Source organism: Gammaproteobacteria bacterium (assembly GCA_016716465.1).
Taxonomy (GTDB): Bacteria; Pseudomonadota; Gammaproteobacteria; order SZUA-140; family SZUA-140; genus JADJWH01.
The window spans coordinates 303,353-316,536 of record JADJWH010000004.1; the positions used below are offsets into that span (position 1 = coordinate 303,353).

General features: G+C 65.5%; 11 protein-coding genes. 2 read left to right on the top strand and 9 right to left on the bottom strand.

Translation table 11 applies throughout. The features are described from left to right. Positions 1-73 precede the first annotated feature (73 nt). The gene (hemF, locus tag IPM20_09185) at positions 74-988 is read left to right on the top strand and encodes an oxygen-dependent coproporphyrinogen oxidase (GenBank protein MBK9131787.1); all 915 of its coding nucleotides are present in this window, start codon (positions 74-76) and stop codon (positions 986-988) included. A gap of 186 nt (positions 989-1,174) precedes the next feature. Here hemF and IPM20_09190 read toward each other — a convergent pair whose 3' ends face one another. The 5 genes from IPM20_09190 to metH all read right to left on the bottom strand — a co-directional run bounded on the left by IPM20_09190 (position 1,175) and on the right by metH (position 7,179). Beyond that, on the bottom strand, positions 1,175-2,008 hold the full coding sequence (locus IPM20_09190; GenBank protein ID MBK9131788.1) for a symmetrical bis(5'-nucleosyl)-tetraphosphatase: 834 nt from the start codon (positions 2,006-2,008) through the stop codon (positions 1,175-1,177). Positions 2,009-2,118: 110 nt separating this feature from the next. After that, positions 2,119-2,568 (bottom strand): D-tyrosyl-tRNA(Tyr) deacylase, encoded by a 450-nt coding sequence (locus tag IPM20_09195; protein ID MBK9131789.1) that lies wholly within the window; start codon positions 2,566-2,568, stop codon positions 2,119-2,121. Beyond that, on the bottom strand, positions 2,565-3,515 hold the full coding sequence (pip, locus tag IPM20_09200; GenBank protein MBK9131790.1) for a prolyl aminopeptidase: 951 nt from the start codon (positions 3,513-3,515) through the stop codon (positions 2,565-2,567). The genes IPM20_09195 and pip overlap by 4 nt, the downstream gene beginning before the upstream one ends. A 24-nt stretch (positions 3,516-3,539) precedes the next feature. Beyond that, positions 3,540-4,580, bottom strand: a complete 1,041-nt coding sequence (locus tag IPM20_09205) for a VIT1/CCC1 transporter family protein (protein ID MBK9131791.1) — start codon at positions 4,578-4,580, stop codon at positions 3,540-3,542. Positions 4,581-4,623: 43 nt separating this feature from the next. Continuing rightward, positions 4,624-7,179: a methionine synthase gene (gene metH, locus IPM20_09210; GenBank protein MBK9131792.1), complete on the bottom strand. Its 2,556-nt coding sequence runs from the start codon at positions 7,177-7,179 to the stop codon at positions 4,624-4,626. Between the two features lie 193 nt (positions 7,180-7,372). Between metH and IPM20_09215 the strand changes: the two genes are divergently transcribed. Then, positions 7,373-8,266: a lysophospholipid acyltransferase family protein gene (locus tag IPM20_09215; GenBank protein MBK9131793.1), complete on the top strand. Its 894-nt coding sequence runs from the start codon at positions 7,373-7,375 to the stop codon at positions 8,264-8,266. On the opposite strand, the gene IPM20_09220 is transcribed toward IPM20_09215, so the two are convergent. From IPM20_09220 to IPM20_09235, 4 genes are all read right to left on the bottom strand, one after another. Further along, positions 8,261-8,836, bottom strand: a complete 576-nt coding sequence (locus tag IPM20_09220; protein ID MBK9131794.1) for a class I SAM-dependent methyltransferase — start codon at positions 8,834-8,836, stop codon at positions 8,261-8,263. The genes IPM20_09215 and IPM20_09220 overlap by 6 nt on opposite strands. Before the next feature lie 41 nt (positions 8,837-8,877). Further along, positions 8,878-10,323 carry a potassium transporter gene (locus IPM20_09225; protein ID MBK9131795.1) on the bottom strand — a complete coding sequence of 482 codons (1,446 nt, stop codon included), beginning with the start codon at positions 10,321-10,323 and terminating at the stop codon, positions 8,878-8,880. A 69-nt stretch (positions 10,324-10,392) separates the two neighbouring features. Then, complete coding sequence (trkA, locus tag IPM20_09230) at positions 10,393-11,766, bottom strand: Trk system potassium transporter TrkA (protein MBK9131796.1); 1,374 nt, start codon at positions 11,764-11,766, stop codon at positions 10,393-10,395. Positions 11,767-11,819: 53 nt separating this feature from the next. Next, complete coding sequence (locus IPM20_09235; protein ID MBK9131797.1) at positions 11,820-13,175, bottom strand: sigma-54-dependent Fis family transcriptional regulator; 1,356 nt, start codon at positions 13,173-13,175, stop codon at positions 11,820-11,822. Positions 13,176-13,184 lie beyond the last annotated feature (9 nt).

Here is a 13,184-nt window from a genome sequence, read left to right on the forward strand (position 1 = left end):
AGATTTCAAATCTGTCCCCTCAGTGATCTGCGCTAGAATCCGGACATAATATTCACGAACCTGACGGTATCTTATGAACCAGCCCGACATCGCCGCCGTAAAAAACTACTTGCTCGGCCTGCAGGCACGCATCTGCTCCGAGCTCGAGACCGAGGACGGATCCGTGCGCTTCGCCGAAGAGGCGTGGGAACGCCCGGAGGGCGGCGGCGGGCGCAGCCGGGTGCTGGCGAACGGTGCGGTATTCGAGCAGGCGGGGGTGAACTTCTCGCACGTCATGGGGCCTGGCATGCCGGCCTCCGCCACGGCACACCGGCCCGAACTCGCCGGGCGCCGTTTCGAGGCGCTCGGTGTGTCGCTGGTCATCCATCCGCGCAATCCCTATGTCCCGACCTCGCACGCTAACGTGCGCTTCTTCATCGCCGAGAAGGCGGGCGCGGCACCGATCTGGTGGTTCGGCGGCGGCTTCGACCTGACTCCTTATTATGGTTTCGAAGAGGATGCCGTGCACTGGCACCACATCGCGCGCGCCGCCTGCGTTCCCTTCGGCGCGGACGTCTATCCGCGCTACAAGCAATGGTGCGACGAATATTTCTTCCTGAAGCACCGCGGCGAGCCGCGCGGCATCGGTGGACTGTTCTTCGACGACCTGAACGAATGGGGTTTCGCGCGCTGCTTCGGCTATATGCAGAGCGTCGGCGACCACTACCTCGCGGCCTACCGCCCGATCGTCACGCGCCGCAAGGCGACGCCCTTCGGCGAGCGCGAACGCGACTTCCAGCTCTACCGGCGCGGGCGCTATGTGGAGTTCAACCTGATCTACGACCGCGGCACGCTGTTCGGCCTGCAGTCGGGCGGGCGCACCGAATCGATCCTGATGTCATTGCCGCCGCTGGTGAAGTGGCGCTACAACTGGCGCCCGGAGCCCGGCACCGAGGAGGCGCGGCTGTACAGCGATTTCCTGCGCCCGCGCGACTGGCTGGGCGAGTAATCAATCGTAACGCAACATGCGGGCCAATCCTGCAGGGTGGGCACGGAAAACGTGCCCACCCGATACATCGATTGTAGCCCGGATGGAGCGTAGCGGAATCCGGGGATCGAGGTAAGGTACCGTGTCTCCCGGATCGCGGCACTGCGAGCCTCCATCCGCGCTACAAAGATGTCGAACTCCCCCGAACTATTCCTCCCCCGGCCGGCAGTACCCGTCACAGGGCAGACTGTACCAGCGCGGCTCGCCGTCGAGGCGCAGCGCGGTCAGCGCGCCGCCCCAGACGCAGCCGGAATCGAGGGCGAAGACATTACGGGCATGATACCGCCCGAGCGCCGACCAGTGACCGAACACCAGCCGGAGCCCTGCGCTGGCCCGATCGGGTATATCGAACCATGGCTTCAGATCGTCGGTGCGTCCGAACGGCGAACCCTTTTCCTTCAGATGGATCCGCCCCTCCGCATCGCAGAGGCGCAGACGCGTCAGGCAGTTCAGGATGAAACGCAGGCGATCGATGCCGCGCAGTTCCTCGGACCAGTGATCCGGTTTGCTGCCGTACATGGCGCGCAGAAACGCGCTGTGATCCGGCGCGCGCAGCACGGCCTCGACCTCGGCCGCGCACGCCGCGGCCTGCGCGAGGTCCCACTGCGGCGGCAGCCCTGCATGGATCATCGTGTAACCGAGCGCGGCGTCGTGATGCAGCAGCGGACGCTGCCGCAGCCAGTCGAGCAGCGCGTCGCGATCGGGCGCGGCCAGTATTTCCTCGAAGGTATCACCCGGACCGGCATCGCGTACACCGGCCGCGATCGCGAGCAGGTGCAGATCGTGATTGCCGAGCACCGTGACGGCGCTCGTACCCAGGCTCATCACGAAACGCAGCGCCTCGAGTGAGGCGGGGCCGCGATTGACCAGATCACCCACGAACCACAGACGGTCCGCATCCGGATTGAAATCGAGCAGCGAGAGCAGCGTCGTCAATTCGCGCTGGCAGCCCTGCACATCGCCAATGGCATAGACAGCCATGGAGCCTCCCTGGGGACAGATTGAGTTTTAGTGTTGCCTGTTTATGGATTCGCTGTTTATTGGGGACAGATTTATTTTTTGAAACAGGGAAAATAAATCTGTCCCCACCGTCAGTTATCTGGCGCGACGCGCAGGGAGAAGGTGACCGGACCGTCGTTGACCAGGGCGACCTGCATGTCGGCGCCGAACTCGCCCGCCGCGATGCGCAGAGGATAGGTCCGCGCCCGCGCGAGGGCGTGGTCGAACAGGCGCCGCGCCTCCGCGGGCTCCGCCGCCGGGGTGAAGCTGGGCCGCGGACCGGAACGGGTGTCCGCCGCGAGCGTGAACTGAGACACCAGCAGTGCTTCGCCGCCGGACTCGAGCACGCTGCGGTTCATGCGCCCGGTAGCGTCGGGGAAAATGCGGTAGTTCAGCACGCGCTCGAGCAGGCGCTCCGCCTGCGCCTCGGTGTCACCGCGCTCGACGGCGAGAAACACCAGCACGCCGCGGCCGATCTCACCCGCGGTGCGCCCATCGACCTGAACGCGCGCCGAGGTGACGCGCTGCAGCAGCGCGATCACGTCAGCCGCTTGGACAAATCGACGGTCGCACGCACCAGCGCGTCGACGATGCCGGGCTCGAGCGCGGAATGGCCGGCATCGGGGATGACCCGCAACTCCGCGCGCGGCCAGGCCTGGTGCAGGTCCCAGGCGTTCTTCAGGGGACATACCGCGTCGTAGCGGCCATGCACGATGACGCCGGGGATATCCGCGAGTCGCGGCGCGTCGCGCAGGATCTGGTCCGGTTCGAGAAAGGTGTCATTCATGAAGTAATGGCACTCGATGCGGGCGAGGCTGAGCGCGGTATAGGGCTCGGAGAAGTGGTCCACCACCTCCTTGCGCGGCAGCAGATTGGAGGTCTTGCCCTCCCAGCGCGACCACGCCTTGGCGGCGGCCATGCGCGCGATCTCATCCTCGCCGGTCAGCCGGCGGTAATAGGCTCCGACCAGATCACCATGTTCGTCCTCCGGGATCGGACGCAGATACTCCTCCCAGTAATCCGGGAACAGCCAGCTCGCGCCCTCCTGGTAGAACCAGCGGATCTCTTCGGGCCGGCACAGGAAGATGCCGCGCAGGATCAGGCCGAGCACGCGCCCGGGGTGGGTCTCGGCGTAGACCAGTCCGAGGGTGGAACCCCATGAACCGCCGAACACGGCCCAGCGCTCGATGCCGAGGTGCACGCGGATGCGTTCCATGTCCGCCACCAGATTCGGTGTGGTGTTGTCGCGCAGTTCGGCGTGCGGTGTCGAACGTCCGCAGCCGCGCTGGTCGAACAGCACGATGCGATAGACCTCGGGATCGAAGAAGCGGCGGTGCCACGGCTCGCAGCCGGCGCCAGGACCTCCATGCACGAATACCACCGGCAGGCCGTCGGGGTTGCCGCACTCCTCGACATGGAGTGTATGCAGCGCATCGACCTGCAGGCTGTGCGTGACATATGGCTTGATTGCGGGATACTGCCCGATCATCTCCCCCCCCTCTGCTGACAGCGCCTAGACCAGCGCGGCGCCGATCCAGTGACCGATCAGATAGGTCGCCAGCCCGGCGCCCCCGCCGATGAGCATCATGCGCAATCCACTCCACAACGCGCCCTTGCCGGTGAACAGGCTGAGCAGCGCGCCCACGCTGAACAGGGCGGTGAGACTCAAGGCGATCATGACCGCGACAGGCCGGCCACCGGCCCCGAACAGGAACGGAATCAACGGGATCAGCGCCCCGGCGGCGAAGGAAACAAAGGAGGAGGCCGCCGCGCCGAGCGGCGAGCCGAGCGTTCCGGGATCGAGGCCGAGCTCCTCACGCGCGAGCGCGTCGAGCGCCTTCTCGTGATCCTTGAGCAGATCAGTGGCAAACTCGCGCGCCTGCGCCAGATCGAGTCCACGCGCGTTGTAGATCAGCGCGAGTTCCTCCGCCTCCTCCTCTGGATATTCCGCCAGTTCGTCGCGCTCGAGGCCGATCTGGTACTCATACAGCTCGCGCTGCGAGCGCACCGAGATGTATTCGCCGGCCGCCATCGAGGCGGCGCCGGCCAGCAGGCCCGCCGCACCCGTAAGCAGCACCACGCCGCCGTCCTGGGCCGCGCCGACCACCCCCAGCAGAAGGCAAGTATTGGACACGAGGCCGTCATTGACGCCGAATACGGCGGCACGCAGATTGCCGCCGCGACCGAGGCTGGAATGACGATAGCCGATCTCCTCGACCGAGGCGGGCATTGCGTGCCCTGGGCTGGGAGACGGGTGGGTGTAGACGGACAGACCGCGGATCTTCATCGCGGCCAGCGCCGGCCGTATCGCGCGCGGGCCGATGCGGCGGATCAACCAGGCGATGACGCGGGTCCGCCAGGTCGGGCGCGGGCGCGGCGGCACCGCCGCGCCCGCGGAGCGCAGCTTGTCCTCCCACAGTCCCGCCTGCGCCTCGGCGGCATGGGCCAGGGAATTGAACAGCGCGGACTTGGCAGGATCGCCCTCGACTTCCGCCATGATGCGATACAGCCCGGCGGAACGCTTCTCCTCGGCCCAGCTTTCACGGTCGCCCATCGGCGGGGACTCCTCGATTCAATCCTGAACCGGCGCGTGCCGCTCAGCGTGCGCCGTTCTTGGCTTCCATGATGCCGTTCATCAGCTTGAGGCCGCCGAAGGCGTCCTTGGCGTAATGCACATTGTCAGGCACCGTGTAGGCGGCGCGGCAGTCTGACTCGACATAGCGGCGCGTCAGCGCGGCGCCGCCGAGCAGTACCGGAATATTCACGCCCTGCCGTTTCATCTCCTCGAGATTCTCCTTCATGATCACCGTCGACTTCACCAGCAGGCCGGACATGCCGACCGCGTCGGCGCGGTGCTCCTGCGCGGCCTCCAGGATACTGGTCAGCGGCTGCTTGATGCCGAGATTGATCACCCGGTAGCCGTTGTTGGTCAGGATGATATCGACCAGGTTCTTGCCGATATCGTGCACGTCTCCCTTGACCGTGGCGAGCACCAGCGTGCCCTTCTGCTGGCCGTCGACCCGCTCCATCAGCGGTTCGAGAAATGCCACCGCGGCCTTCATGGTCTCGGCCGATTGCAGCACAAAGGGCAACTGCATCTGGCCAGTTCCGAACAGCTCGCCGACCACCTTCATTCCATCGAGCAACAGCTCGTTGATGATGTCGAGCGGGCTGTACATCTTAAGCGCCTCGCGCAGGTCGTCCTCCAGGCCCTTCTTGTCGCCATCGATGATGCGCTGCTTGAGCGCCTCCTCGATCGTCTCCGGCCTGGTCTTGACGGCGGCCGATTCCCTGACGTCCTTGAACAGATCGACGAAATGGATGAGCGGATCGCGGCCGTCGCGGCTCCGGTTGAAGATGAGATCTTCCGCTGCCTCGCGGTGCGCCTCGTCGATCTTGTGCAGCGGCATGATCTTGGAGACATGGATGATCGCCGCCGTCATGCCGCGCTGCTGCGCATGGTGCAGGAACACCGAGTTCAGCACATGGCGCGCCGCGGCGTTCAGGCCGAACGAGATATTGGACAGCCCGAGCAGGATCTGGCACTCGGGGAATTCGCGCGCGATGAGTTCGATCGCATCGAGTGTGTTCCTGCCGTGGTTGCGGTCCTCTTCCACGCCGGTGCAGATGGTGAAGGTGAGCGGGTCGAACATCAGGTCGGACGGCGGCAGGCCATGGCGGCCGACGGCGAACTCGTACAGGCGGCGCGCAATGACGAGCTTGCGGTCGACCTCCTTGGCCATGCCTTCCTCGTCGATGGTGAGGGCGACCACGCCGGTGCCGAATTTCTTCGCGTAGCCGAGGACCTTCTCGGCCTTCTCCTCGCCGTCCTCGAAATTGATCGAGTTGATGATGCTCTTGCCGCCGAGCAGTTTCAGCGCGGTCTCCAGCACCGGCGTCTCGGTCGAATCGATCACCAGCGGCACGGTGATCTGGCCGCGGTAGCGCGTGATCACCTCGGTCATGTCGGAGGCCTCGGGCCGGCCGACGTAGGCGACGCAGACGTCGAGGGCGTGCGAACCTTCCTTCACCTGCTCGCGGCCGATGCCGACCAGGGCATCCCAGTCCTCGGCGCCGAGCAGGTCGCGGAACTTCTTCGAGCCGTTGGCGTTGGAACGCTCGCCGACGGCGAATACCGCATTCTCCTGCCGCAGCGGGACGCTGGTGTAGAGCGAGCTGACCGCGGGCGTGAGGGTGATCCCGCGCGCGCGCGGCGCGGCGTCGGTGCGCGCGTCAAGCATCGCGCGCAGACGCGAGATATGCGCCGGCGTGGTGCCGCAGCAGCCGCCGATCAGATTGACGCCGTCCTCGTCGACGAAGCGCTGCTGCCAGCCGGCCAGTTCCTCCGGCGACAGCGGATACTCGGTCTTCCCCTCCACCAGCATCGGCAAACCGGCGTTCGGCATGATCGAGATCATGCCGGGCCAGTTCTCGCCGAGATACTGCACATGCTCGGCCATCTCGGCGGGGCCGGTGGCGCAGTTGAGGCCGATGGCGTCGACATCCATGGCCGCCAGCGCGGTGACCGCGCAGCCGATGTCGGAGCCGACCAGCATGGTGCCGGTGGTCTCGATGGTGACCTGCGCGAAGATCGGCACGTCGGCGCGGCCCTTCTCCGCGCGCGCGCGCTTGCAGGCGTTGATGCCGGCTTTCATGGTCAGCAGATCCTGATGGGTCTCCAGCAGGAAGACATCGATGCCGCCATCGAGCAGGCCGCGGGCCTGCTCATAATAGGAATCCTCCAGGGTGTCGTAATCAATGTGACCGAGGCTGGGCAGCTTGGTGCCCGGACCCATCGAACCGATCACGTAGCGCGGCCACTCCGGGGTGCTGAAGCCGTCGGCCACTTCGCGCGCCAGCGCCGCCGCCAGCCGGTTCAGCTCATAGGTCTGCTCGACGAGGTCGAACTCGGCGAACACGATCTTGTTGGCGCCGAAGGTGTTGGTCTCGACGCAGTCGGCGCCGGCCTCGAAATAGGTTCGATGGAGCTTGCGCACGAAATCCGGCCGCGTCTTGCACAGGATCTCGGAACAGTTCTCCAGGCCGAGGAAATCGCGTTCGACGTCCCATTGCTCCGCCTGGATCAGGGTCCCGGTGCCGCCGTCGCAGAGCAGCACGCGCCTGCGTATCCGATCTATGAATTTTTCTCTCATGACAAAGTCGATGTCCTGATTTAGACTCGCTGGTTGACGTGGGTATTCCTTACATGTGATGCGTGATTCGTACCGGTGCGGCGGCGCCCGGGGGAATGCCCGCTCCGATGCAGTCCATGGCAAGAAGCAAGATCCTGACCCGCCCGGCGCGGACCATGCGCTATTCTAGCATTCTCATGAACGAAAGCAGTCGATGCGGACGCGCCTGATAAAACTTTCCCTGCGCCTGTGCGCATATCTGCCCCTGCGTGTCGTCCACGCGCTGGGCGCCGGCGCAGGCCGGTTGCTGGCGCGCGTCCCCAACGATACCCGCCATGTCGCGCGCATCAACCTCGCGCGCTGCTATCCGCAGCTCGACGCCCCCGCCCGGCGCCGTCTGACGGAACAATGCCTGATGGAGACGGTCAGGACCGCAATGGAAACCGGTCCGCTGTGGCACTGGGATCGCGAACGCATCCGGCAGCTGGTCCTGGGCGCGGAAGGCGAGAACCTGCTGGAACAGGCGCTGGCCGCCGGCCGCGGGGCGATACTCGCCATCCCTCACCTGGGGGCCTGGGAGATGGTCGGGCTCTACTGCTCGATGCGCCACCCCATGACCAGCCTGTATCGTCCTCCCCGCCTGGGCAGCCTCGACGCACTGATGACGGCGGCGCGCGAGCGCTTCGGCGCCCGTCTCGTCCCGTCCGATACGGCGGGCGTGCGCGCGCTGCTCAAGGCCTCGCGCCGCGGCGAACTGCTGGCCATCCTGCCGGATCAGGAACCGCGCTACGGCAACGGTATTTTCAGCCCGTTCTTCGGCATCCCCGCCTACACCATGACGCTGCTGGCCCGGCTGACGCAGCAGACCGGCGCCCCCGTCTTCATCTCCTACGCGGAGCGCCTCGCACACGGCTCGGGCTATCGCCTGCATTTCCAGCCCCTGGCGCTGCCGTCGGGCGACGCCTCGGTCGAAGGGATCACCGGGGCCGTCAACGCCGCCATCGAGGACTGCGTGCGGCGTATCCCGCAGCAATACCAGTGGGGCTACAAACGCTTCAAGACGCGTCCCCCCGGAGCGGCGCGCTTCTATCCACGCCGCACCTCATGATTTCTGCGCGACGATCATGGCCTCGTCGCGCAGGCCCTGATCCAGCGCACCGACACGTCCCTCCTCGCGATACACGAGCAGCCTGAGCGGCGCGAACAGCGCCAGCAGCTCGTTGTCCGCGAGACGGAACTCCGGATTGCCGGGGCCGGCATCCGTCACCCGCGTGCGCGTGAACGTCTGATAGAACAGCAGGCCGCCGCTGCGCAGGGCGGCGACGAGATGCGGCACCAGGGCACGCTCCAGGAAATGGGCGATGACGATGAGATCACAGCTGCCCGGTTCCGGCGGCCGCTCCATGATATCGCGCGCCTCGCCGCCGAGCGGCAATCCGCGCTCGCGGGCGTAGCGGTTCACCTGCTCGATCGCCACCGGCGAGATATCCCATGCGCGGGTGCTGAAACCGCGTTCCGCGAGCAGCACGGCGTTGCCGGCCAGACCGCAGGCGATCTCGAGCGCGTCCCCTCCGTGCGGCAGCAGGTGAACGTTTTCGGCCAGCACCCGGGTCGGTGCGCCGGGAAAACCCGTCTTCTGGCTGTAGACTGCGTCCCACTTCTTACGGCTGTCGTTCATCACGTCTCTCCCAAGGAATTCGCGCCGCGGCCGCGACCGGATCATTTACGCCAGAAGCCGGGCATGAACAGCACCAGCAGGGTGAACATTTCAAGGCGGCCGAGCAGCATCGCCGCGCACAGCACCCACTTCGAGGCCGCATTCAGGCCGGAGAAATCGTTGCCGACGTTCCCCAGTCCGGCGCCCATATTGTTGATGCAGGCCGCGACGGCGGAGAACGCGGTGACAAGCTCCACGCCGGTGGCCGCCAGCAACAGCGTCATAATGCAGAAACATACGACATACAGTGAAAAATATCCCCAGATCGAGTCTATGACCTCGCTCGACAGGGCCTTGTTCCCGATCTTGACCAGATAATAGGCATTGGGATGCACCAGGCGCTTGATCTCGCGCGTGCCCTGGCGCATCAGCAGCAGGACGCGGATCACCTTCAGGCCACCACCGGCGGATCCCGCGCAGCCGCCGATGAAACTGCTCATCAGCAGCAGAAAGGGCAGGAACGAGGGCCATTGGTGATATTCGGAGGTGGTGAAGCCGGCCGTGGTCGCGATGGAAACCGCCTGAAAGAGGCCGCGCTGGAGGGATTCGCCGAATCCGGACATAGTCCCGCTGACGTACAGCAGCACGGTCGCGACCGCTGTCATGATGGCGAGCACGTACAGATACGTGCGGAACTCGGGGTCATGCACATAGGGCTGCACGCCGGCGCCGCGCCAGGCGATGAAGTGGAGCGCGAAATTCGCCCCCGAAATGATCATGAACACGATCGCCACGTTCTCGATCAGGGGATTGTCGAAATAACCGATGCTGGCATCGTGGGTGGAGAACCCACCGAGCGAGACGGTGGAAAAGCTGTGCCCCACCGCATCGAACAGGCTCATCCCGGCAATCCAGTAGGCGCCCGCGCAGAGCAGGGTCAGGGTGAGGTAGATGTATCCCAGGGCCTTCACCGTCTCGGTGACGCGCGGAGTAAGCCGGTTATCCTTCATCGGCCCGGGAGTCTCGGCGCGGAACAACTGCATGCCGCCGATGCCGAGCATCGGCAATATCGCCACTGCCAGCACGATGATGCCCATGCCGCCCAGCCATTGCAGCTGCTGGCGGTAATACAGGACCGAATCCGGCAACCCGTCCAGCCCGCTGAGCACCGTCGCGCCCGTGGTCGTCAATCCGGAGAGCGATTCAAATACGGCGTCTCCGAAGGACAACCCGGGACTGAACAGAAAAGGCAACGCACCAAACAGCGCGAGCAGCATCCAGGACGATACCACTACCAGGAAGCCGTCACGCAGGCGCAGATCAAGACGCACGCCGCGTACCGGCAGCCACAGAATCAGGCCGCAAACCACTGTCACGGCGCAGGAAAGCGCGAAACCGGCCAGGGTGCCATCGGCGTCGCGCCACGCCAGCAATAGCGGCGGCAGCATGCTCGCGCCGAACAGCGTCAGCAACAACCCGACTATGCGCTGGATGATGCGCAGCTGCATCGGCGGGGCATCCGCGCACGCGGTGGTCGCGTACGCAACGAAACGGTTGAATGGGTCATACTGAGAGACCTAGAAGAAGGTGACGCCGACCTGGAACAGGCGCTCCACCTCGGCGACCCGCTTCTTGTCCACGAGGAACAGAATGACGTGGTCGTCCGCCTCGATCACCGTATCGTGGTGCGCCATCAGCACCTCGTCACCACGCACGATGGCCCCGATGGTCGTGCCGGGTGGCAGTTTGATGTCCTCCACGGCCCGGCCCACTACGCTGGACGACTTGGTGTCGCCGTGCGCCACCGCCTCGATCGCCTCGGCCGCCCCGCGGCGCAGCGAATGCACGACCACGACGTCGCCGCGGCGCACATGGGCGAGCAGACCGCCGATGGTCGCGAGATGGGGTGAGATGGCGATGTCGATATTGCCGCTCTCCACCAGGTCGACGTATGCCGAGCGGTTGATCAGGGATATCACCTTGCGCGCACCGAGTCGCTTGGCGAGCATGGAGGACAGGATATTCGCCTCGTCGTCATTGGTGACGGAGCAGAACACATCGGTATTCTCGATATTTTCCTCGACGAGCAGATCCTCGTCGGCGGCATCGCCCTGCAGAACCAGGGTACGCTCGAGCTCGCCGGACACTTCCTGCACCCGCGCCGTATCGTGCTCGATGAGCTTGACCTGGTAGCGGTTCTCCAGCGCGCTCGCCAGGCCCTTGCCGATGTTGCCGCCGCCGACCAGGATGACGCGCCTGACCGGCTTGTCGAGCTTGCGCAGCTCGCCCATCACCGCCCGGATGTCCTCGGTCGCGGCGATGAAGAATACCTCGTCGTCGACCTCGATCACGGTATCGCCCTGGGGGGTGATCGGGGCGCCGCGGCGGAAGATCGCGGCGACGCGGGTCTTGATGCCGGGCATGTGCTCGCGCAGCTCGCGCAGCTCATGTCCCACCAGCGGCCCGCCATAGTAGGCCTTGACCGCGACCAGGCGCACGCGCCCGCCGGCGAAATCGAGCACCTGCAGCGCGCCCGGGTATTCGATCAGGCGCTGTACCTGGTCGATCACCACCTGTTCGGGGCTGATCAGCATGTCGATCGGCAGCGCTTCCTGGGTGAACAGCTGCGAATAGGCGAGGTAGTCGCGCGCGCGCACGCGCGCGATCTTGGTCGGGGTGTGGAACAGGGTATAGGCGACCTGACAGGCGACCATGTTGGTCTCGTCGCTGCTGGTGACCGCGATGATCATGTCGGCGTCCTCCGCCCCGGCGCGGCGCAGCACCTCGGGATGGGACGCCTGGCCGAGGACGGTGCGCAGATCGAGCCGGTCCTGCAGCTCCTGCAGACGCTTGGCGTCGTGGTCGACCACCGTGATGTCATTGGCCTCGCGCGCCAGATTCTCCGCCACGGACCCACCGACCTGCCCCGCCCCCAGTATGATTATCTTCATGTCGTGATCACTTCCCGTATCCGGATCCGTGAATTAATCGTGCCCGCGTGATTCTAATCCTGCTTCGCCTTGATTCCGAGCATGCGCAGCTTGCGGTACAGATGAGTCCGCTCGATGCCGGCGCGCTGCGCCACCTCGGCCATGTTGCCGCCCACGACGCCGATCTGATACTCGAAATAGGCCCGCTCGAACTCCAGGCGCGCGGTGCGCAATTCTGAATCGAACGCGACCGGGATCTCCGCCGTATGGCGCGTGCGCACACCCAGGGCCGTCTCCACGTCTCCCAGCGTGATCTCCTCCCCGGTGGCCAGGATCAGCAGGCGCTGCACCAGATTCTTCAGTTCGCGCACATTGCCTGGCCAGTGGTGTCCGCAGAGGCGCTTGCGCGCCGCCTCGGTGAAGCGATGCGGCGGCAGATTGTCCTGCCTGACGAAGACATCGGCGTAATAGTCGAGCAGCGCCGGAACATCCTCGCTGTGCTCACGCAACGGCGGTATCCGCAGTGGGACCACGTTGAGCTGGTAATAGAGGTCCTCCCTGAAACTGCCCGCCTTGATGTCGGCCTCCAGATCACGATGGGTCGCGGCGATCACGCGCACATCGAAAGGCACCGGATCCTTGCCGCCGACACGGATGAAGTGCTTGTCCTCGAGCGCCCCGATGAGCTTGGCCTGCACGGCAAGATTCATCTCGCCGATCTCGCCCAGCAGCAGGGTGCCGCCGTTCGCCTTCTCGAAGAATCCGTAGCGGATGCCCGCGCCCTGCTCCGCGCCGAACAATTCGACCGCGGCGTTGTCTCCCGCGATCGCGGCGATGCCGGCCTCGACAAACGGGCCCCTGGCGCGCGCGCTGCAATGATGCAGGAATCGCGCGAACAGCTCCTTGCCGCTGCCGGGCTCGCCGCTGATCAGCACCCAGGCGTTGTGCCTGGCGATACGCTGGACCTGCGTGCGCAACTCCCTCAGCGCGGCGCTGCCGCCGATCGGCTCGATCAGAGCCAGGGCGTGCTCGCGCAGCCCAAGGTTCTCCCGCTGCAGACGGTCGGCTTCCAGCGCGCGCTGCACCACCAGCAGGAGCTTCGACAGGGAAAGCGGTTTTTCGACGAAATCATAGGCGCCGAGCTTGGTCGCCTCGACCGCCGTCTCCACCGTACCGTGCCCCGAGATCATGATGACCGGCGAATCCACGCCGCCTTGCTGCGACCATTCGCGCAGCAGGGTCAGGCCGTCGGTGTCCGGCAGCCAGACGTCCATCAGGATGAGATCGGGGCGGCGCTGGCGCCGGGCCTGGCGCGCCTGCGCCGCGTCCTCGGCCACGCTCACCTCGTAACCTTCGTCCTCCAGGATCTCCCGCACCAGCTCGCGGATATCCCGTTCATCGTCAATTACCAGCACATGGGTGTTCATGATTCGCTCTGC